Origin of the sequence: Vibrio sp. St2 (genome assembly GCF_947311885.1) — a bacterium.
GTDB lineage: Bacteria > Pseudomonadota > Gammaproteobacteria > Enterobacterales > Vibrionaceae > Vibrio > Vibrio coralliilyticus.
In genome coordinates this window covers 229,084-249,688 of record NZ_CAMZNA010000005.1, presented here as the reverse complement: position 1 = coordinate 249,688, position 20,605 = coordinate 229,084, and the positions used below count along the sequence as shown (strand labels likewise).

Below are 20,605 nucleotides of genomic sequence, written 5' to 3'. Positions count from 1 at the left end.
CTCCTTCAATTAACGGGTATAGGTCGCTGTCAGCGTCGTTTTCGCTAATGCGATGCTATTAAGGGTAAAGCCAACCACAGCCGCCGGTGTATCCTCATCCAACTCCAGCTTTGCTTTTGGTAGTGCCCAAACCGTGAACTGATAACGATGCATACCATCACCCACGGGTGGACAAGCTCCACCAAAGCCTTTGGTGCCATAGTCAATACGGGTTTCTAAACCACCCAGCTTGCTGATATCTGCCCCTCTAGGTAGCTGACTGACGTCAGCAGGAATATCGATTGCAATCCAATGCCAAAAGCCACTTTCGGTCGGCGCATCTGGGTCGTAAGCTGTAATGGCGAAACTCTTGGTGCCCTTTGGTGCGTTGTCCCAGCTTAACTGCGGCGACAAATTATTGCCTGAGCATCCCCAGCCAGAAAATTCGAAGGTCTTCTCCATTGGATGACCTTCCTGAATATCCTGACTGGTTAGATCAAAGGCAAATGTGTTGCCTGACAGCATCAAGCCAGCTGTCATTAGTGCTAATGTGATTGCTTTCATGTTGAGCTCCTTGTGTCTGATTTAGTGTCAGTTTAACGAGCTCAATCTGTTTCTATGGATCTAAAAGTATCACATTCAATCTAATATTAGTTAATAGTGATACTTTTTGTTGATTTTGATATTACCAAGGAAGTGCGGTGCCATCGTAGTTGATAAATTCGCCAGAGCGGCTGATATCGGCACTCTCGATCACTTCAACAAGTCCCGCCGCGGATGTTTGCGTATCAATTAACGCATTTGGCCCGCCCATTTCTGTTTGTACCCAACCTGGGTGAAGCGCTAAAACGGTGAAATCTTGACTGGAAAGGTCGTTACTCAGGCTTTTTACTACTGAGTTAAGTGCGGCTTTGGACGAGCGATAAATATAACCGCCACCAGACGTATTTTCCGTCATGCTACCCACTTTAGAAGAGAGGCAGGCAATCTTTTTAAGCTGACCTCTTTGTAGGTTGGGGAAAAGTGCTTCAACGAGTTTTAGTGGCGCGATGGTGTTAATTTCAAGTACTTTGCGCCACTCGTCGATATCGGTATTACCAAAGCCATAGCCTTTTGGTCCATAGTAGCCTGCATTATTGATCAGCACATCAAGCGCTGGCAGAGCGTTGGCGAACTCACTCAGCCCTTGATAATCCGTCACGTCGAGCGGATGGCACGTCAGGTTGTCACCTTCCAGCTCAAGGAGATCTTGCGAGCTTTTCTCCGAGCGATAGGTTGCGTGAACCTGCCAGCCTTGAGCAAGGTAGTTTTTGACTAAGCTCAGCCCGATACCACGGTTAGCTCCGGTGATTAGAACAGTTTTCATGGTGAACCCCTGTTAAAGTATTTGGGCTATTTTGCTAAGCGGTCAACGTAAAATCAACCAGCCACCACGCAAAGACCAGCATCAGGGAAAACAAAGATATAGCGCCAACTGAACCGGCTATGATTCCTAGCAGTAAAAACAGTTTTGGATGATGCATAAGATTAAATAACTCAAATGATAATTATTACTATTTAAGTTGTTTTGCAACCGTGATGCAACTTGTTACCATACTCAAAACTCAAATATCGACTGATATCAATGATCCCACTGATTTATCATTCCATCTATTCAGAGCTGCCGTTACCTCAAGGCCACCGATACCCGATCCATAAGTATCGTCTGTTATTCAATGAGATCGAGAAAGTGCGCTTTCGTGACGAGCAGTGGCAGGCGTTTTTCCACTACTGTGAACCTCAAGCTTTGACATCAGAGGAAGTGATGAAGACGCACTGTGAACAGTACGTGTCTGAGCTGTTTTCTGGTGGCCTGCCTGCAGCGCGGATGCGACGTATTGGTTTCCCGTGGAGTGAGTGCCTTATTGAACGCACATTGACGTCGGCTGGTGGAACCTGTCTGACGGCTGAAAAAGCGATTGAACATGGTGTGGCTATCCACCTGAGTGGCGGATACCACCATGCACATTATGATTTTGGCAGTGGGTTCTGTTTACTTAATGATTTGGTATTGGCGGCGAAACGTGCACTAACGCATGAAGGCATCGAAAAAGTGCTGATTGTTGATAGTGACGTCCATCATGGTGATGGGACGGCAACGTTATGTGCAGATCAGGATGACATCGTGACGCTATCCTTTCATTGCGATAAAAACTTTCCTGCACGTAAGCCAGATTCAGATATGGATGTGGCTTTACCACGTGAAACCAGTGATGAAGAGTTTCTTAGCTCGTTTTCCTCAGTTGTTGAAATGGCGATTAATCTGCATCAACCGGATTTGATCCTTTATGATGCGGGTGTAGATATTCATCAAGACGACGAGCTTGGTTACTTCAATGTTTCTACTCAAGCGATTTACCAACGAGACGTTGTCATGTTTGAGCTGGCAAAAGCGAACGTAATTCCGATAGGCTGTGTTGTTGGAGGCGGCTACCGCACTGACCACAGCGAATTGGTACCGATCCACATGCAGTTACTTAATGCGGCCTTTCAGGTCTATGGCAATCAATAAAGGTTAACAATGGAACAGAGAATTCGGGCTGCAGGCATACTCATCGACAATGGCGCGATACTGCTTTTGAAAGTAAGAGACTTTACGGGAGAGTATTGGATCCCACCGGGTGGTGGCATGGAAGCGGGCGACAGAAGCTCAAAAGATTGTGTTGTGAGGGAGTTCAAAGAGGAAGCTGGGCTGGATATTGAAGCAGGAGAGCTGATTTGTGTGCGCGAGTTTCTTGAAACGCACAAAAACCGCTATCACTCAGAATTCTTCTATCGCGTCTCCCACTATCATGGTGAACCTCATATCGAGAACCTTACTGGACTTAATGACGAAGAATACATCCAGTCTGTGGAATGGGTGCCTTTGACTGAACTGAACGACAAGCGTATGTATCCGAAAGAGCTCAAAGATAAAGTACTGGAACTGATTCAGACCGAGAGCTTTTCTACTCATCTTGGCAGTTACGCGCAAGGCGATCAGGAAGATATCAATCAGTTATAGGCTGAGTGAAATTTTGCCGATTAGAGAAGGTGACATGAGAGTAAAAAGTCCGCTCAGATATGAGTGGGCTTTTTATAGGAAGGTGGGTTGCACTCCACTAGGTGAATAGACAACTTCCGTTTCCGAACAACAAGAATGAAAAAAGCCGCTAATTGCTTAGCGGCTTTTTTACTGAATGTGGCGGAGAGATAGGGATTTGAACCCTAGATACGCTATTAACGTATGCCGGTTTTCAAGACCGGTGCTTTCAACCACTCAGCCATCTCTCCGTTGTTGAGGCGAATAATATATAGGTTGGTTTTTCTTGTAAACCCCTAATTTTACTGATTGCTTTAATTGTGAGCACTTGAAGAGGAAAACTAGATCAAGTGCGTGTTTTTAGACCAAATATGACGAATAAACAGAGAGTTATTCGGTAGTGAGCTGTGAAAAATAGATTCATGGAGAATAGAAAGAGCGCTGTGATAATCACAGCGCTCAGAAGTATAGCGCTCTTTACTTAATCATCCCGTCGACTAAGAGGAAACAGGCTGTTGTAACGGCGCTGGTTGATAGTGTTTTCGGCTGTACCACACGAAAGCAATCAATATTGCACAGCATGCTAAGCGCACAATCAAAGCAGTTTCAGGCCAGACGAGGGCGCAACCGATAGCGACAAGTAAGATACGCATTACCAGATGGATTTTCCCTTCCAGATAACCTTCCATTGCGCCAACAAATGCATAAGTGCCCAAAATAGCGAACACCCCTGCTTCCAGTACTGACACCGTATCCCAGCTGACAATACCACTGTAGGCGATCAGCAGCGGAACCAGATATAAACCCTTGGCTATTTTCCATGCCGTAAAGCCGGTTCGCATCGGTGGAGTGCGGGCAATGGTCGCGGCGGCAAAGGCTGTTAAACACACTGGCGGCGTGACATTGCTGTCTTGCGATAACCAGAAAATGATCAGGTGCGCGGACAGCAAAGCCAGACTGACGGTTTCCAGCCCCAAGCTTTGTTCGAGTAATGTCTGCATAAAATCAGCAGGTACTTGGGAGAGCAGTTGCTGAGCCGTTTCCAATGACATAGGAGCGGCAAGTGTGTTGAGTTGATCCGGTGCGGTGAGCATAAAGATAGACATCGCCTCTTGTGGCAGTTGACCGGACACCATGAGGTCGAGCAGCTGTTTCTCTGCCAGCAACTCATACAGAGCAGGCGCAGACAGCGTGCCTAGTACAATGTAAGACGCGGTGACAGGTAAGCCCATTCCCAGTATCAAAGAGGCTAGGGCAACAAACAGGATCATCAGCAGCAGTTGTCCGTTTGCCCAGTGATGAATCATAAGTGAGAAGGTGTTGCCAATACCCGTGGTACTGATGACATTCACCACTAAACCAATCCCGACCAAAAGCACGGCGGTGGTGGCCATGTTTTTTGCGCCTTGTGCCAATGCTTCAAAAATAGCGCGTGGGCCCATTCTGTGCTGTTTTGAAAACCATGACGCGACCACAACGGACAAAATGGACAGTCCTGCGGCATAAGTAGGTGTAAATCCTTGCACCAACAGCGTCACTAATACTGCTAATGGAATCAGGTTATGCCAGCCAGATAGTAAGACGCGGAGCAATGACTCGCCACCAGTCGACACCTTTTGTACGCCACTACGTTTAGCTTCAATCCGCACGAAGAAAGCCACAGAGAGAAAGTAAATCAATGCAGGTAACAGAGACACTAAGATGATGTCGACATAGGGGATTTGCGTGTAAGAGGCGATGATAAATGCACCAGCACCCATAACAGGTGGCATGAGCTGCCCTCCGGTTGATGCAGCCGCTTCGACGCCGGCTGCGAAGCGAGGTGGAAAGCCTGCTTTTTGCATCAGAGGAATGCTGATGACGCCCGTGGAAACGGTATTGGCGACACTTGAGCCAGATACCGAACCCATTAAACCCGAGCCGATAACGGCGATAAAACCGGGCCCACCTATGATTTTTCCAGCGGCTGCTTTTGCTACAGCAAGAATGTAGTCACCAACGCCTGAACGGACCAGAAAGGCGCCAAATAGAATGAACATGAAGACAAACGTCCAGCTTATGCGCGAAATGGGGCCGAACATCCCTTCCGAAGAGTAGAAGCTTCGATAGAGCAGAGTCTCAAAGCTCAACCCGGGAAAGTGGAATAAACCGGTTGTCCATTTCCCCCACAGTACCACGTAACTGAGGCAGACAAGGATCAGGACCGGAATGAACCAGCCCATGGTGCGGCGTATGAGTTCTATGACGATGGCGATTGCCAGTACAGAAAAGAACCAGTCGCTGGCAATAAAGCTCATGCCTCGCTCGTAGAGTGCATCTTCAGCAAACGGGAGGTAGACGACACAAGCGAGGATGGCGATGACGAGCCCAATATCTGCAACAAGTGCCGTTCGATTTCCTTTTAAAGACCCGTTTGCCGGGTACCAGAGTGCACATATGATGGCGAAACCAGCAAAGTGAATGGCGGAAATCCATAACTCAGGCAGTGTCGCTATGGTGTTAAACCAGATATGTAATAGAGAGAGAACCACACCGAGTGTTGTGATGACTTTCCCAACCAAGGGAAAGTCAGTACGTGTGGGCAGTTCAAACTTTTGCAGTTCTTGCTGAAGTGAATCCTTCATAACAAACTCCATGCGTGCAGGTGAACGGCTTAACGAACGATCAACTCAGGTGGAAGAACGATACCCATTTCTCGGTAATAGCGAGCTGCGCCTGGGTGCAGTGGTACTGGCAGGCCAGAGGTGCCTTTTTCCAACGCCATCGCTTTGGTGGCTTTGTGGATGCCTTGCAAGAAGGATAAGTTTTCGTAGATTGCTTTCGTCAGCTGATAAACGTCTTCCTCTGGTATATCGTCGCGCACCGCAAGGAAGTTTGGCTGAGCAATTGTAGTGATGGGTTTATCTACGCCCGGGTAGGTGTTGGCTGGTATCTCATATTTGGTCCAGATGTCATATTCCTGATTTGCCTGTTTGATTTGCTCATCGGTAAAAGAGAGAATTTGAATGTCACTGCCAAGCGCGGCAAACGCTTGAGTAACCGCACCAACAGGAACGCCCGCTGGTGTGTTCATACCATCAATGGTGCCGTTTTGCAGTGCGCTGGCGCTACCACCATAGCCCATGAAGGCCAATTTGAAATCTTCCGGATTAATAGAGAGGCTGCGCAGTATCTGACGCCCCGAGTTCTCTGTACCTGAGCTTTTCTTACCAATAGAAAATTTTTTGCCTTCTAGCTTTTCAAGGTCACTTACAGTTCCTGTCTGCGCTAAGTTTGAACGTACAATAAAATGTTCCACGTTTTGCCACAGCATGGAAACTGAACGCAATTGAGTCTGACTGCCTGACTTCTGGTAAGGCCCCGCTCCTTGCCATGCCCAAGCGCCATACAGCCCCTGCAAAATCGCAAATTGTGCCTGATTGTCATTAAGAAGCTTAATGTTTTCTCCGGAACCTGCAGAGCTGATGGCGGCCAGTGAGAAATGTTGCTTAGGGGCGAGTTTCACCTTACTTAACGTTGCCAGTGCCACGCCTACCGGATAGTAAGTTCCACCGGTTGAAGCGGTCGCGAGAATATAGCTGCGATCGCTAGCGAGAGTTGGATGAGTAAATGCCAGCGTGCTGAGTGTAAGTGCTGTGGCTGTGAAGATCTGTTTTAACGTCATGATGATGCTCCATATCATTAGATGTTATTAAAATTGGAAAAACACATAGAGCAAGCAGAATGCCAAAGTTTAAGTTAATGTAATAAAAGGTTTTTTTATTAAAGCACACCCCAAATAAGCAGTTGGTTGCTTATTTGGGGTGGTTGCCGTAAGCAAAAAATGGCTCATCAAGAAGGGAGTGCAGCGAATGACGTCTCAGCCCCTAAATAGCGTGACTATTGCTAGTCGGTAAATGGCGCCGAGACGTGCAGCATTCAGATAAGCGGATTTTTGCCTATCGGCTGAAAAAGCTAAGAGGAGATATAGTCGCTTCGATTTAGTGCGTACTTGACCATCTTTTGGTTGAGTGTTCGTCGAGGTAAATCCAGCTCTTCCATCACATCATTGATGCAGCCTTGGTGGCGCCTCAAGGCGTCGTGGAGAATTTTTCTCTCGAAGCTCTGCATCTGAACGGCGAGTGGTAAACCTTGCTTGATACCCGCTGTGGTAGCCTGTGGACGGCAAGAGAGAATGTCACCAACGGTCAGTGAGTCATCCAGTGCGAAGCGAATTGCGACATTACGCAGCTCACGAACATTGCCCGGCCAAGGGTAGCTGAGCAACGCTTGTTGATCGGCAGGGCTGGCACGTCGTGTGTTGGGGTTGGCTTCCTGAGTAAAATGTTCAAACAGCAGTAAGGCGTCTTCTTCTCGGTCTTTCAGGGCAGGTAGATGCAGCTGGGCGATGTTCAAACGGTAAAACAGATCTGGGCGAAAATCAGAGTGATTGAGCAAGTCACACTTAGCGGCTGAGATGACGCGCAAGTTGACCTGTTTAGCGTGATTACTGCCCACACGTTCGACGGTACTTTCTTGCAGAGCGCGCAGTAGCTTGACCTGCATTGCTAAGGGCAAGCTTTCTATTTCATCAAGGAATAAGGTGCCTTTGTCGGCAAATTCTATCTTGCCGATGCGTCGCTTGGCAGCGCCAGTATAAGCCCCGGCTTCATGACCAAACAACTCACTTTCAAACAAGTTATCTGGTATTGCGCCGCAATTGAGTGGTACGAATGGATGCGATTGTCGGGCGCTAAAGTGATGCAGGCAGTAAGCGACCAGCTCCTTTCCACACCCTGTGTCACCATAAATGATGACGTTGGTGTCAATATCGGCGACTTTCTGCACCTGCTCACGCAGCTCGCACATGACTTGACTGCGACCAATCAATATTTGCTCAATACCTTCAAGTCGTTGGAGGTATGCCTGTCGTGATTGCCACTTTTGAGATTCGATATAAGGCTGGATGGCTTGGTTGACGGTGTGCGCTAAGCGCTCCGGCTCAAATGGTTTTTCGATGAAATCGTAGGCGCCCTGTTGAAGGGCCTTGACTGCCATATCGACATCACCATGCCCGGTAATGAGGATCACCGGAATTCCCGGAGCCTGTTGCTTCACCTGCTGTAGCAATTCTAGGCCGTTGATTCCCGGTAAACGAACATCACTGATGATCGCCATAAACTTATGCTGAGTAATTTCGGCAAGCGCCGCCTGGCCATTGTCAAAGGTGGTGATATCAAAACCAGCCAGTTGCAGCCATTGAGCGGTCGTCTGGCGAACGATAGGGTCGTCCTCGATCAGCGCTATAGGGTGTTTAGTTACTTGTTCCATATCTAACGTCGTTGTCTTTTTTCCGTCACGTTAAGGAAATTGTCCTCAGGCGGAAAGGAGCTGGCTCTCACTTTATGCAACTAGTTTGTCCGTTTTAAAACCGAGCAGTGTAATTCGTCAAAACCTAGTATGTGTGGCCTCAATAAGTGATAAAGGATGAAATTGCTATGGTGGCTCCACAACGATATGGCTTGTTTGCCGTTGCCCTTTTGCTGATAGGCTTGATTCAGATTGTAAGTGAGGAAGTGGTTAAACAGTGGAAGCTGGAAAGTAAGCAACGTCACGCAGAAGCGCGTTTTCTCGGTTATATCGAAGAAGTTCGCCGCACATTACGTCGTTTTGACTACTTGCCTTTCTTAGTCACTAAAGATGAAGAGAGTGTGCGTTTTTTAGGCGGCGAGCAACAGCTTTATCGAAAGATTCAGCAGCAACTGATACAACTGGACAAGGCGGCTAACACCAAAGGTTGGTATGTACTTACCGATAAAGGTACGCTTAAAATTTCCAGTGTTCAATCTAGTCAGCTCGCTGGTGGCAGCGCCAAGGAAATCGCGGCCAAAATTCAGCAACATCGTGGCGTGATTTCTCATGTGTCCACCCGTCCAAACAGCTCGGATTATTTTATTGCCGCCCCCCTGTACAGTGGCGTGACTATCATCGGTATTGTCGCGGTTCAGATAGATCTGACTCTTCTAATCGATCAATGGTTTTCTCAGGGAGAGGCGATTTTGGCGCACCATCCTGACAGCCAGTTTTTTCTCTCCAGTAACCCTTTCTTTTCATCCACCTGGTTTAATCAGCACTTCGATAGTGGAAAAATGATGGAGTACCGAACCCTGTATGATGGAACGCGCATTGAAACCTGGCAACTAAAGGAAAAAAGATATTTAGTTCAGTCGGTTACCTTAGATGATCTCAATTGGAGGTTGGTGTACCTAACTCCCTTGCAGTCGATGTTACGCACTACACGCTGGATTAGCGCGAGTACTGTGGTTGGGTGTTTGATCATCATGCTACTGATGGTGATCAGATATCAACGACATCAGAAACTGCTTAGCCAACAGCGTATACAAAAGCTGGTGGAGGCTTCTGAGAAAAGGCTGAATGTGATGCTCAGTAAAACCCATGTCGGGTTGATATTGATTGATGAAAGTGGCCATATCCAAGACATTAACCCGATGGCAAAGAAGTATTTTAGTTTATCGGATTCGATGACACGTCATATCAAGGTATGGCAGTTGTTTGACAGCAGCCGTTCGGATTCTCCCACGTTAGAACTGCTGAGAAACTTCGATAAGCACACCTATTTGGCTGAAATGACGGAAGTAGAAATTTTAGGTCAGCGCAGAGACGGTAGCTGTTTTCCCGTGATGCTCTCACTCAGCGCTTTACCTTGGCATGAAAGAGGCTATTACCTATGTACTGTGATTGATATTAGCAAGCGAAAACGCGCTGAAATGGCTTTGAAACAGTCAAACCAGATGTTGCAGGTGCGAGTTGAAGAGCGGACGAAAGCACTCGACAATGCTCAGCAAGAGTTGATTGAGTCGAGCAAAATGGTCGCGCTTGGAAGAATGTCCAGTGCCATTGTGCATGAACTTAATCAACCACTGACAGGGCTCAAAACGCTATTTTCGAGTAACCAATTGTTGCTCGAAAGAGGTGAAACAGAGTTACTGAAAGACAATATGTCATTGGCAATGACGTTATTTGAACGTATGGCGTCGATGACGCGTCAGCTTAAGTCGTTTGCATTTCAGCGACTCGAGGCTCCACAGCCTGTGTCACTCAAGGAAGCGTTGGATGAAGTGCTGCAAGTTCATCAAGCGCGCTTGGACAAGGTGGATTTCGAACTTCGTACCGAGAGCGGAGAGCTGATTGTGCTTGGCGAAGAGGCTAGGCTGCGCCACGTACTAGGAAACTTGGTTGGCAATGCTCTGGATGCCATGGTGGATACTGACTTTCCTCGACTAGACATTGAGGTGAGCTGTTCATCGAATGAAGTAGAAATCAGGATCATCGACAACGGCTGTGGTGTGGAACAAGATAATCTAGAGCGTATGTTTGAGCCTTTCTATACTAGCAAAAAAATCGGTGAAGGACTGGGGCTTGGATTAGCGATTGCAGCGAACAATGTCCGTGATATGCAAGGAAGGTTAACTGGGATAAACAATGCCACAGGCGGGATGACGTTTACGCTGGTTTTACGAAAAGCTTGCTGATTGACAGTGTTGATTTCAAGCCTGCTTAACCAGCAGGCTTGTGAACACGTGGTCTCGCTGCTCAGTGCTGGAGCAACTCAATTACTTGGTAAGTCTGGATACCAGCGAGTACGCCTTGCTCCCAACCACCTTCAACCAGAGTCGAGGCATTTTGTTTCATTGCAGCAGCAACGCCACCATTAAAGTGCGCATCAACTCCGGCTTGATCAGCGAAGAAATCTACGATGCCGAAGCGATCATCGCCAAAATGAATGGCAAACCAATGGAGTGTGCCGGGCTCTTGCGTTGTTACGATGTGAGCGCCTTGTTTGAGTAATTCCGCGAGCTTTTGTTCTTGACCTGGCTTTGCCTTCAAGGGGATAAAAGTGGCAATCTTGATACTTTCCTGCGTATTTTTGCCGACTTTTGAAGCAATAATGTCAGCATTGTGGATGTTAGGTAGCACGCCGTCGTTCCATCCACCTTTAACTAGTGTCGCAGCACTTTCACTCAGTGCTTTCGGGATTTTTCCAGCAAAATGCGCATCCTGAGCAGCTTGAGAGCCAAAAGCGTCGAAGATCACAAAGGTGTTTTTATCTTCGGTTTGAAGTGCAGACCAGAACAGTGTGTCAGGTTCGTTGTCCTGAACGAGCTGTGCACCAACCGAAAGGAAGTCAGCAAGGGCGGTGTTTTGTCCCTGTTGAGCGGTAATCTCAATAACGCTTGCTCTTGTATGAATGTGTTCCGTGGTTTCAGCGTTTGCCCCCATAGTGGCTGCAAGAAGCGAAAGGGCAGAACAAGCGCGAGTGATTGTGTTGAGTGGTTTTAACATCTGGTATACCTCTTCAAGTTAGGTGGATTTGTTCGACTTGAAGCAAAGTATACTTGTCAGTATTTTTGGATAAATACAGCAGAAACTGATTTATAGTCTCAATAAATAGAACAATAAGAACAAAAACCCAACGATACATCTTTAGTTGATAGTTGGAGTGTGGTTCCTCAGATGAGTGGCCGTGGCTTATCAAAAAGATAGCCTTGTGCGAGGTCGATATTCAGTTGCTGCGCCATATCGAGTTGGGCTGGCTCTTCAATCCCTTCAGCCAAAACCGCGCCGCCGTAGTCATGAACCGCTGTGACGACGGTTTTAATTTCATCGACCAGAGTAGAATCAAACGTAAGCCTGCTGACGATTTTTATGCACAGTTTAACCACCTCTGGTTTAACTTCATCGATCAGCGCCAAATCAAAGAATCCACAGCCAACGTCATCAAGCCAAAACTGGTAGCCCCGTTTCCTCAATTGAGCCATTCGTTGTTTTATTGGCTGCCAGTCCCGTATCGGTAAGTGTTCGGTAAGCTCGATCTTAATTTTTTCGGCGAGCGGATAGCGGCTAAGTATCTGGAATACGGTCTCATCTAACAATAGGTTAGGAGTGAGGTTAACGGTGTAACACCCTATGGGAGCGTGGGCGACAATGTTTTCAAGATGAACGTCGAGGATGACAATTTCCAATTGCCTGCTGAGTTGCTGTGATTGAGCTGCAGCAAACAATTGATCGGGGCGATGCCACAAGGAATCTGAAGGACCACGAACCAAAACTTCATGTCCATAGGTAGTTTGGCTCTTAAGATCTCTAATAGATTGAACATATGATGATAGTGAACGCTCACTTAAGATATCATTCAGTGAGATAGAAACACTCATTTCAATTTTATCCATGTGGCTTCTCTCCTTATTTGCTCACACGCTAACGGTGTTAAGCGCTTTCCTTTCGACCTGCGTGACCACCTAGCTCCAGATAAGATAAAGAGTTGACGATTTGTTCCGCGAGTTCATGGTTATTACCTGAAAGGCTGATTGACAGCTTGGTGTCTTCAACTAAGGCTTCCATGTTTTGCTTAACCGTATTTGAGTCTGACAGCTGCGCTTCAATGGCATCCATGATGGTTTTGGAGGAGGTTTTACTTTCAATCGACATGTCCATCAGGTTCTGCATTTTTAGCATGGTGTCTTTAGTGACTTCTGAACTGAGAATAATGACGTCCTCGACTTCTTTTTGCTTATTGAAAATGCTGTCTGATATTTTTGAAATCGACGCCATTTCAGTATCGATACTCTCTGCTGACTGGTTCGCTGTGTTCGCTAACTGACGGACTTCGTCTGCGACCACCGCAAAACCGCGACCGTGCTCTCCAGCTCGAGCCGCTTCAATCGCGGCATTAAGCGCTAACAAGTTTGTCTGTGCCGCAATGCCTTTGATGGAATCCACCAATTGGGTGACGTTCTTGTTTATCTCATCTAATGATTCAAGAAGGTCACTGAACTGACAGATCTTTTCCTTAGAAACCAGCACCTGTTCTTCCAAAAGTTCCAGCTTATCGATGGTATTGGCTGCAGTTTCAGCCGTTTTGCTGGAATATTGGTGACTCTCACAAGACAGTTTATTAATGCTTTCCGATTGCTCGATAAAGTGATTGACCAGTTCGTAGCTTTGCTCGATAGATTCAGCGCGACTTCGTGACGCTTTATGGACATTGGCCGCATTGACGTGAATTTTCTTGGCATAGTTGGTGGGATCATTCTGTTTGAATAGCGAGTACTTATCAGAGATTTGCTCTAATTCTTCGAGGTGACTGGTTTTGACCTCAACAATATCTGGAGACTGTTTTTTAAAGGAAAATTTCATGATTAGGCGGCCTTGTTTCGTGATTGTAGAGTTGCAGAAACGCTTGCTTGGGTAGATACACAAAAAGGAACGCAGTAAGTCATTAATATCTTGATAACCAGTGTTGCGTCGATGTTGCTGGAGAGCAATTTGTCGCCGTGATTAATGAACATAAGAATAGTGCCAACTATAAGAGAAACCTTTAGCGAGCGTTTTAGTATCGCGGGTTCGCCTGCGGTTTTAAAAAACTGAGCTAGATACATCTGCAACCTCTGTTTGGATTAATTATTGTTCTTGTGAATCATATACCCTGTTGAACGATCGTTCAAATTGATAGTAGTGATCAACGGCAACTTACGCAAAGCTAATTGCTGCATATTCAATAGCTAAAGGTTCTATGTATCGTTGAGATCGTTTGTCGAACAGGCTGTTTGATATTGGTGACTAAAAGCGCTTAAGCCTTATTTAGCTGGCTTCAGTTGTCATGAAACATCGAGGAACGATAAACGGTATTTTTTCGGGCTCGAATACGATTAATCTTCTATTAACTATCAATACTTACAATGACTTAGAAAGATGTTGTTAACTTTATTAATAGTGTGATCAGCGTAAAAATTTAGATGAAAACAAGGAGCATTATGCAATTGCGATGATACATTCGTCTCACTTATGAAACAGTGGTAAAGGATATGAGTGTTTTAAACAGTTTTAAGGGCAGGATCGTTGCTGTTGTCATTCTCTTACTGACAGCATCACTTACGGTTTCTAGCTTCCTTTCTTACAGACAAATTTCTTCGTCGATTCACGAGCGGGTTAATGAATACTCGATGCTAAAAATCAGTACAACCAGCGATACGATCTTAACTTGGATTGACTCAATTAAGTCTGGGCTGGTGGCGAACGCGCCTGATTTTGTTCCAGACTACAACGATGACCAAATCTTATTGATGATCAGACAGATCGCAAACACCTCTCCTGCATCGGATATTCTGGTTGGTTACGAAGATGGCCGCTCTTATGGCAATAACAGCGGTAAGCGGGACTTAGCCAAATATGACCCACGTAAACGCGACTGGTACCAACTTGCAAAGCAGAAGCGCGGTACGATTGTCACGGAAATCTACAGTGATGCTTTGACCAAGAGTCTGATGGTGAGTGTTGCAGAACCTTTTTACGCACAAGGTCAGCTAAAAGGGGTCTTGCTGGCCGATATCGAATTGAGTTTATTGGATGAGCTAGTCAGAAAAGCGCCTTTCCCAGGTGCGATGATGGGTCTATATGACCACAACAGTCTGACAATTGCCTCAAACGGCGAAGTGGATGTTCCCGGTGAAACGAAATTGTATGACTTTGCTGAATTAAATCCTTTGACCGACGCTTTGCTGTCTCAGCCGACAGGGATGAAGGATTATAGTTTAGGAGGCATTGAGAAGGTCGCTTTCTTCCAGACAATTCAATTGGATGAGAACAACAGCTGGCATTTGTTGGTCGGGGTGAATAAATCCGTTGCTTATGCCGAAGTTGACGAAGCACTGAAAAATTCACTCTATACAGCACTGGTGTTACTCGTTGTCGCTTTTATCATCTTGTTCGTCATTCTTAATTATGCCTATCGTCCAATTCTAGCGTTAAAGAGTACTGTCCTCGATCTGTCTCAGGGCAATGGTGACTTAACACGTCGCCTTGAAGTCAAAACTGACGATGACTTAGGCCAGATAGCTCAGGCAGTAAATACCTTCATTGGTAACCTGCAATCAATGATGCTGGAAGTGTCGAAATCGTCCAATCAAATTTCAGAAAACATTGAGCTATTAAAATCGCAGACCGACAGTAATGCTCAAGTGCTGACATCTCATGCAATGGAAACCACCCAAGTGGTAACGGCGATGAATGAAATGAGTTCAACCGCCGAAAGCGTAGCACAAAGTGCATCTCAAACCGCGGAGTTTACTCGTGTAACCAATGATGAAGCCGAGCAGTCGAAACTGGTCGTTGCCAGTGCCGTTCGCAGTGTTGCTGACCTGATCGAAGAAGTTGAATCGATGGCGAAAAGTATTCAGGCTATGAACGAAGACTCGCAGAAGATAGGATCTGTGTTGATGGTGATCGGTGAGATTGCTGATCAAACCAATCTGTTGGCGCTGAACGCGGCGATTGAGGCGGCGCGAGCAGGTGAGCAAGGGCGTGGATTCGCAGTGGTTGCGGACGAGGTTCGCGCTTTAGCTGCCCGTACTCAGCAAAGTACCTCTGAAATCAACAATATGCTGGATAACCTTAACGAGGGCACCAGAACGGTTGTTAAAGCGATGGATGACACTAAGCAACGTTGTCAGGAAACTGCTGAGACGACGGAGAATGTGAATGAGAGCCTGGATCGTATGGTTAATTCTATCGTGCGTATAAATGATCTTGGACTTGAAATCGCGACAGCAGCAAGTCAGCAAAATGCGGTGACAGAAGAAGTCAGCCGCAATATGACGACCATTCAAAGCATGGTCGACGAGCTCACTAGTAATGGCTCACAAACGATGGACAGCACTACTGGTTTGGCTAACAACAACCAACAGCTTTCACAGATAGTCGGTCAGTTTAAACTGCGCTAGTACTGGTTAAGCCCAGTTTTACTATTCTAAAGCCGCCATTGAGGCGGCTTTTTTATTGTTAGCCTATTGTGAGTTGAGCTAACGAGGCGTAGCACGATAAGGGATACAAATAGCCAAAAACAAAAAAGAGAGCCGAAGCTCTCTTTTTCTAGGTGTAATGGTCGGACTGACTGGATTTGAACCAGCGACCCCCGACACCCCATGACGGTGCGCTACCAAGCTGCGCTACAGTCCGATGCAAATAATCTACCCATAATTTACGGCGAGGTCAATTACTAAGGCTATGATTTAGTTACTTTTTACGTAAAAACGCTGTAGCTCTGTCAGACCTTGCATTAAAACTGGTAATGTCGGATTTTCGTCTTTCAGGCGTTGGTAATTATTGTCATACAATTTGTAGTTACCAAACTTATCGATCACTGTGGTGTCTTTATTTGTGATTAATGCCAGCTCTCTTGTGTCGCCTGCAAGTATCCACTTTCTAGAGCGTTCATCAAACAGGTTTTGACCGCTGCTGAAATCTGATGGGTTAGAAGATACACCCAGCAGATCCTGAAGAAGAGTCACAGATAAATCAAGGTGGCTAGTGCGGTGATCGTATTTTCCAGCAACTTTGCCAGGCCAGTGAATAATCATTGGTACTTCAAGTTGGTAGCGGCTGTAGTTACTGTTTGAACCCCAGCTATTGGTCTTAGTCTCGTTAAACTCAGTACCATGGTTTGATGTGATGACAATAACTGTTGAGTCACCAATATCCAGTTCTTTGATCTTCTCGAACAGCACGCCCAGTTCTTCATCGGCGTTGTTCACAGACGTGTGATAGCCCTGTTTCAAGGTCTCTAACGTAGACGTGTTGTTACCTGTTTCGTTATAGGCGCTAAAGTTATCGACCGTCGTGAGTTCAATAAAGCTAAACCAAGGTTGCTTCTTCTTCTGAGACACCCACGTTGCCCAAGCATTAATGGCTTGAGTATCAGGTGATGTACTGTCATTAAAGGCAATGCCAGTAAAGTTCAGACCACGGAAGACGGTTTCACCATAAAGCGTATCGTCGAAGTTATCGCCACTGAACAAGCCGAAGCTGTACTCTTTATCGAGCAGTGTATCAAGCAAGATTGGGCGAGAACCTTGAGTTTTGATGCTGCTGACATAGCTACTTGGCAGGCCATAGAACAAACCAAACACGCCGAAAGTATCGTTGCTGGAGCTATAGTGATTCGCAAAGTTGAGGTTGTTCGAGGCAAACTCAGCAGCATTTGGCATCAACTGTGGCGTCAGTACATCACCTCGTAGGTTATTAACACTAACAACCAATACATTGAGAGGGTTAGCTCTACGGTTGAACTCAAGCTTTTCAAGAGGGTAGCGAACTAAGTCTGTGTTGGCTTCACTCTCTTTGAGACGTTGAAGGTATTCTTCTCTATCCAATAAACCATGACGCTCCATAAAGGACTTCGCCGTCATTGGGTACGAAAGAGGGAAGTTGGCTTTTTGCGCCGTAATTGGGTTGTAGAAATAAGCATCAGCCCAGACGTAAATCAAATGGCTGGTAATAAAGCTGACAAAGAATAACGCGGCAATTGGACGACCGACATGTTTGTGAGACAGACGACGTTGTTTACGCCACACCCACTCTGATAGCGCCAGTTGTAATAGGAATATCAGTGGAAGTACCACAAACAAGTGCTGTAGATCTATGCTGATCGAACTGCCTTCCTCACTAAACAACACTTCCCACACGACAGGCGTGAGGTGGAGGTTAATTTTTTGATAGGCTTGAGTGTCAATCAGAAGCACCGTCAATCCGACGGTGGCAAAGCAAACCGCCACTAAGCGAAATAGCTTGCGTGACGGTATCAAGAAGGTTAGCGGAAACAGAACCAGTAGGTAGAGTGCAAAAACGAGGAAACCGAAATGCCCCACCCAAGATACGGCCAGATAGAATTGTCCTAAAAGGGTTTCGGGCCAGGGAGACTGAGTGATGTAACGGGTACCAATTAACATGGCCGCTATGATGTTGAAAAAGGCAAACCAATGCCCCCAACCCACTAAACGCGATACGCGCTCGCCGTATGTATTTCCGTTATCTACCATGTACTGTTCTATTGTCCGTTTATTTTTCTAGTGAGTGTTTTCTTCAATAGAAGACAACAGCGCCTGAGCAAATTTTTCAGCAAGTGCTTTACGTTGTGAAGCATTAACGTTTTGATTTAAGACATTGGTAGCGATATTTCCCGCAATCATCAAAGATAATTCCGGACCCGCACCGTGTTTGTCTAACACTGCAGCCACTTCTGATAGAATAGCTTCAACTTTGTCGTCGCTGTATTTAGATGTAATCGGCATAAAGACTCTAATGGTGATAGTAAAGCGGCTTATGATAACCTACAATGCGTCGCAACTGAAACCTACACGACGATAAAAATTCATCATGAGTCTTCATCTTTCAAACGTTATCTTACACCAGCTACGAAAAAACGATTCAGACGAACTTGTTGTTAACTTCCGAGCTGACTCTCTGGCTAATGACGCATCGACTGAAAACCTAGTGGCTGAGCTTCATCGTGTCTTTAATTCAAAAGCTGGCAAAGGGTTCGGCTCATTCAAATCTGACAGCGAATTCCAGAACTGGTTGCATGAACTTCGTAAAGGTGAGAGAAGCTTCTATGATTTCTCACAAGAAAGTGCAAACCGTCTGAAAGATGAGTTAAGTAAGTACCCGTTTGCTGATGAGGGTATTCTGGTCATTGCTGAATATCAGTCTCTGGCGACAGATTACCTTTTTGTTGCCATCATTCCTTCAAATGAAAGCCTAAAAGTGACAGAAGGTCTCGAAATTAGTGCGACTGATTATCTAGATCTGAGCAAAATGGATATCGCAGCGCGTATTGACCTGACCAGTTATGAGACTGACAAAGAGTCAAACCGCTACCTTGCCTATATTAAAGGTCGAGTTGGGCGTAAAGTCGCAGACTTTTTCCTTGATTTCTTGCAGGCGGAAGTAGGACTCGATACTAAGCAACAAAACCAAGTTCTCATGCAGGCGGTTGAAGATTTTTGTACAGACTCTAAGTTAGAGAAAGATGAAGCCATCAGTTACAAAAAGCAGGTAGCGGACTACTGTAACGAACAAATTAAAAGTGGTGACGAAGTTCAGGTTCGTGAGCTGTCGGGTGAGTTACCTCCTTCTCAGGATGGTACCAGCTTCCTTGATTACACGCAGGAACAAGGTTATGAACTTGAAGAAAGCTTCCCAGGCGACAGAACGGCAGTACGTAAACTGACTAAATATGTTGGCGCAGGCGGTGGCCTAACGATTAACTTTGACAGCTTGCTGCTTGGCGAGCGTATTTTTTATGATCCAGAAACCGATACACTGACGATCAAAGGTACGCCACCAAACCTGCGTGATCAGCTGACACGCAACCGCTAATTCCTCACTAAATCAGGACTAAGTCGAAGAAATATGCACTTAGTCCTACCTTTCTCAAACTTTGCGTATATGCTTGTAATTATGGAATTTATTCAAAGACGAGCATGACATGGAACGCAAAGCGCTCAAGCTGAGTTGGTTGATTATTGTTGTCTGGGTGATAGGGACAACAGTGCTGTCTCTAAGCTATCGCTCAAACGTAATGACAATGAGCCAAGTCGGAGAATTGAGTAATAGCATAGATGAACTTAAGTATTCCTTGTTTCAAGAACCTGCCTACAGAGCGGAATTGACCGATGGCCAGTCTCTCAACTTACAGCTTATCTACGCTCTTCGCCTCCAAATTGAAGCGACTTATGAGCAGAGCTGGCTGACACCAGACATTAACCAACTGCTTTATACCACCGATCGATTTATAGAGCAGACCAAAGTCTTCCTTGATAATGAACTTGCTTTAATTTCGTTGGTGGACCAAGTTCGGTTTATTCGCGCAAAATACCAAGACAACAATGAGCTGATGTCACATTCTTACCATTTGAGTGCGAATGTTTTAGAGGCTTTGTTCAGCTCCAACAGATCCAATCCTCAGGTTTTCCGCGAGCTTGATCAGCTTTACGTAGCATCTGAATCTCTTCCAGCGCTGCAAAAGCAAGATCTTCAACAATTGCTTTCACAAACTTCAGCTGTATTGGGTAGCTACGCGCAAGGAAGTTATGTCATCGAGAAAATGATGACACATTCCATTCACACCCAGATCAATGTGGTCGAATCGCAATATCAGTCGCAGCAGCGTAATCTCGTCATTGGCGGTGTCATTTTTAGCGGAATTTGTTTGCTAGCGATGATGCTCATTACTTATCGATTTACAGGAGTCCAACGTATGGTTGAGCGTTCAGAAAAAGTTGCAGATAACTCTCAGAAAGAGGTTCAATCTATAGTTGAAACAGCTAAAGAATCAGCACCCATGGTTACTGCAGCCGCTGCGTTGGACGATGGTCCAGAGATTGATTTAGACGGCATGCTTGATTCATTGGGAAATGACTACGAATCGGTGTGTATGTTGCTACAGGTATTTGTCGATGACCATACTGGAGACGCTGAACGAATCACTCAACTGCTCAATGACTCTCCTGAAGAAGCGTTGCGTAAAGCCCATAGTCTAAAGGGGGTTGGTGGTAATTTAGGCGCACTAAAACTTCGTGAATCAGCAGGTAAGGTTGAGCAGGCAATTAAAGATGACATTGGTTCTGTGTCAGGTTTGCTGGATGAGCTCAAAGCTCGTTTGGATAAGGCGATTCTTGAAGCACAAACGTTTCTTAACGAACAAGATGTTAATGGTTGATTCAACTAATT

Annotated in this window: 17 protein-coding genes and 2 tRNA genes; 6 read left to right on the top strand and 13 right to left on the bottom strand. The window is 45.9% G+C overall.

All coding sequences use genetic code 11. The features are described 5' to 3' along the window. Positions 1 to 9: 9 nt before the first annotated feature. Together QMA41_RS16640 and QMA41_RS16635 are read right to left on the bottom strand one after the other, a co-directional pair. Positions 10 to 543 (bottom strand): YbhB/YbcL family Raf kinase inhibitor-like protein, encoded by a 534-nt coding sequence (locus QMA41_RS16640; protein WP_171354488.1) that lies wholly within the window; start codon positions 541 to 543, stop codon positions 10 to 12. A gap of 121 nt (positions 544 to 664) precedes the next feature. After that, entirely contained in the window at positions 665 to 1,345 is a 681-nt protein-coding gene (locus QMA41_RS16635; RefSeq protein WP_281630195.1) for an SDR family oxidoreductase, read from the bottom strand. A gap of 258 nt (positions 1,346 to 1,603) precedes the next feature. On the opposite strand from QMA41_RS16635, the gene QMA41_RS16630 reads away from it, so the two are divergent. Beyond that, complete coding sequence (locus tag QMA41_RS16630) at positions 1,604 to 2,530, top strand: histone deacetylase (protein WP_082314230.1); 927 nt, start codon at positions 1,604 to 1,606, stop codon at positions 2,528 to 2,530. Positions 2,531 to 2,539: 9 nt separating this feature from the next. Continuing rightward, positions 2,540 to 3,022, top strand: coding sequence for an NUDIX domain-containing protein (locus QMA41_RS16625; protein WP_281630194.1), 483 nt, complete (start codon positions 2,540 to 2,542; stop codon positions 3,020 to 3,022). Positions 3,023 to 3,200: 178 nt separating this feature from the next. Here the strand turns inward: QMA41_RS16625 and QMA41_RS16620 are convergent. The 4 genes from QMA41_RS16620 to QMA41_RS16605 all read right to left on the bottom strand — a co-directional run bounded on the left by QMA41_RS16620 (position 3,201) and on the right by QMA41_RS16605 (position 8,350). Further along, positions 3,201 to 3,291 (bottom strand) — tRNA-Ser (locus QMA41_RS16620). A gap of 246 nt (positions 3,292 to 3,537) precedes the next feature. Further along, positions 3,538 to 5,664, bottom strand: coding sequence for a TRAP transporter permease (locus tag QMA41_RS16615; RefSeq protein WP_281630193.1), 2,127 nt, complete (start codon positions 5,662 to 5,664; stop codon positions 3,538 to 3,540). 29 nt (positions 5,665 to 5,693) lie between these two features. Further along, positions 5,694 to 6,704, bottom strand: coding sequence for a TAXI family TRAP transporter solute-binding subunit (locus tag QMA41_RS16610; protein WP_281630192.1), 1,011 nt, complete (start codon positions 6,702 to 6,704; stop codon positions 5,694 to 5,696). A 290-nt stretch (positions 6,705 to 6,994) separates the two neighbouring features. Beyond that, positions 6,995 to 8,350 carry a sigma-54 dependent transcriptional regulator gene (locus QMA41_RS16605; RefSeq protein WP_281630191.1) on the bottom strand — a complete coding sequence of 452 codons (1,356 nt, stop codon included), beginning with the start codon at positions 8,348 to 8,350 and terminating at the stop codon, positions 6,995 to 6,997. 167 nt (positions 8,351 to 8,517) lie between these two features. Here QMA41_RS16605 and QMA41_RS16600 point away from each other — a divergent pair, with 167 nt between their 5' ends. Then, entirely contained in the window at positions 8,518 to 10,572 is a 2,055-nt protein-coding gene (locus QMA41_RS16600) for an ATP-binding protein (protein WP_281630190.1), read from the top strand. 61 nt (positions 10,573 to 10,633) lie between these two features. Here QMA41_RS16600 and QMA41_RS16595 read toward each other — a convergent pair whose 3' ends face one another. The 4 genes from QMA41_RS16595 to nrtS form a co-directional block, all read right to left on the bottom strand. Continuing rightward, entirely contained in the window at positions 10,634 to 11,383 is a 750-nt protein-coding gene (locus QMA41_RS16595; protein WP_281630189.1) for an antibiotic biosynthesis monooxygenase, read from the bottom strand. Between the two features lie 167 nt (positions 11,384 to 11,550). Next, positions 11,551 to 12,270 (bottom strand): EAL domain-containing protein, encoded by a 720-nt coding sequence (locus QMA41_RS16590; protein WP_043008788.1) that lies wholly within the window; start codon positions 12,268 to 12,270, stop codon positions 11,551 to 11,553. 37 nt (positions 12,271 to 12,307) lie between these two features. Then, entirely contained in the window at positions 12,308 to 13,237 is a 930-nt protein-coding gene (locus QMA41_RS16585) for a methyl-accepting chemotaxis protein (protein WP_006962965.1), read from the bottom strand. A 2-nt stretch (positions 13,238 to 13,239) separates the two neighbouring features. Next, positions 13,240 to 13,479 carry a nitrate/nitrite transporter NrtS gene (gene nrtS, locus QMA41_RS16580; protein ID WP_019275264.1) on the bottom strand — a complete coding sequence of 80 codons (240 nt, stop codon included), beginning with the start codon at positions 13,477 to 13,479 and terminating at the stop codon, positions 13,240 to 13,242. 426 nt (positions 13,480 to 13,905) lie between these two features. On the opposite strand from nrtS, the gene QMA41_RS16575 reads away from it, so the two are divergent. After that, on the top strand, positions 13,906 to 15,819 hold the full coding sequence (locus QMA41_RS16575; protein WP_281630188.1) for a methyl-accepting chemotaxis protein: 1,914 nt from the start codon (positions 13,906 to 13,908) through the stop codon (positions 15,817 to 15,819). Positions 15,820 to 15,977: 158 nt separating this feature from the next. Here the strand turns inward: QMA41_RS16575 and QMA41_RS16570 are convergent. The 3 genes from QMA41_RS16570 to QMA41_RS16560 form a co-directional block, all read right to left on the bottom strand. Then, positions 15,978 to 16,054: transfer RNA gene (locus QMA41_RS16570), tRNA-Pro, on the bottom strand. Between the two features lie 53 nt (positions 16,055 to 16,107). Further along, a complete protein-coding gene (locus QMA41_RS16565; protein ID WP_281630187.1) occupies positions 16,108 to 17,913 on the bottom strand; it encodes a DUF3413 domain-containing protein in 1,806 nt (601 codons plus the stop codon). A 27-nt stretch (positions 17,914 to 17,940) separates the two neighbouring features. Continuing rightward, positions 17,941 to 18,165, bottom strand: a complete 225-nt coding sequence (locus QMA41_RS16560; RefSeq protein ID WP_006962962.1) for a YejL family protein — start codon at positions 18,163 to 18,165, stop codon at positions 17,941 to 17,943. 85 nt (positions 18,166 to 18,250) lie between these two features. Between QMA41_RS16560 and yejK the strand changes: the two genes are divergently transcribed. Together yejK and QMA41_RS16550 are read left to right on the top strand one after the other, a co-directional pair. Continuing rightward, complete coding sequence (gene yejK / locus QMA41_RS16555) at positions 18,251 to 19,252, top strand: nucleoid-associated protein YejK (protein ID WP_006962961.1); 1,002 nt, start codon at positions 18,251 to 18,253, stop codon at positions 19,250 to 19,252. Between the two features lie 109 nt (positions 19,253 to 19,361). After that, the gene (locus QMA41_RS16550) at positions 19,362 to 20,594 is read left to right on the top strand and encodes an Hpt domain-containing protein (protein ID WP_043008778.1); all 1,233 of its coding nucleotides are present in this window, start codon (positions 19,362 to 19,364) and stop codon (positions 20,592 to 20,594) included. The last annotated feature ends 11 nt before the right edge of the window (positions 20,595 to 20,605 follow it).

Bases quoted from the DNA above. Each gene is read 5' to 3' on its own strand.
- QMA41_RS16640 (WP_171354488.1), bottom strand. From the start codon at position 543: ATGAAAGCAATCACATTAGCACTAATGACAGCTGGCTTGATGCTGTCA.
- QMA41_RS16635 (WP_281630195.1), bottom strand. From the start codon at position 1,345: ATGAAAACTGTTCTAATCACCGGAGCTAACCGTGGTATCGGGCTGAGC.
- QMA41_RS16630 (WP_082314230.1), top strand. From the start codon at position 1,604: ATGATCCCACTGATTTATCATTCCATCTATTCAGAGCTGCCGTTACCT.
- QMA41_RS16625 (WP_281630194.1), top strand. From the start codon at position 2,540: ATGGAACAGAGAATTCGGGCTGCAGGCATACTCATCGACAATGGCGCG.
- QMA41_RS16615 (WP_281630193.1), bottom strand. From the start codon at position 5,664: ATGAAGGATTCACTTCAGCAAGAACTGCAAAAGTTTGAACTGCCCACA.
- QMA41_RS16610 (WP_281630192.1), bottom strand. From the start codon at position 6,704: ATGACGTTAAAACAGATCTTCACAGCCACAGCACTTACACTCAGCACG.
- QMA41_RS16605 (WP_281630191.1), bottom strand. From the start codon at position 8,350: ATGGAACAAGTAACTAAACACCCTATAGCGCTGATCGAGGACGACCCT.
- QMA41_RS16600 (WP_281630190.1), top strand. From the start codon at position 8,518: ATGGTGGCTCCACAACGATATGGCTTGTTTGCCGTTGCCCTTTTGCTG.
- QMA41_RS16595 (WP_281630189.1), bottom strand. From the start codon at position 11,383: ATGTTAAAACCACTCAACACAATCACTCGCGCTTGTTCTGCCCTTTCG.
- QMA41_RS16590 (WP_043008788.1), bottom strand. From the start codon at position 12,270: ATGGATAAAATTGAAATGAGTGTTTCTATCTCACTGAATGATATCTTA.
- QMA41_RS16585 (WP_006962965.1), bottom strand. From the start codon at position 13,237: ATGAAATTTTCCTTTAAAAAACAGTCTCCAGATATTGTTGAGGTCAAA.
- nrtS (WP_019275264.1), bottom strand. From the start codon at position 13,479: ATGTATCTAGCTCAGTTTTTTAAAACCGCAGGCGAACCCGCGATACTA.
- QMA41_RS16575 (WP_281630188.1), top strand. From the start codon at position 13,906: ATGAGTGTTTTAAACAGTTTTAAGGGCAGGATCGTTGCTGTTGTCATT.
- QMA41_RS16565 (WP_281630187.1), bottom strand. From the start codon at position 17,913: ATGGTAGATAACGGAAATACATACGGCGAGCGCGTATCGCGTTTAGTG.
- QMA41_RS16560 (WP_006962962.1), bottom strand. From the start codon at position 18,165: ATGCCGATTACATCTAAATACAGCGACGACAAAGTTGAAGCTATTCTA.
- yejK (WP_006962961.1), top strand. From the start codon at position 18,251: ATGAGTCTTCATCTTTCAAACGTTATCTTACACCAGCTACGAAAAAAC.
- QMA41_RS16550 (WP_043008778.1), top strand. From the start codon at position 19,362: ATGGAACGCAAAGCGCTCAAGCTGAGTTGGTTGATTATTGTTGTCTGG.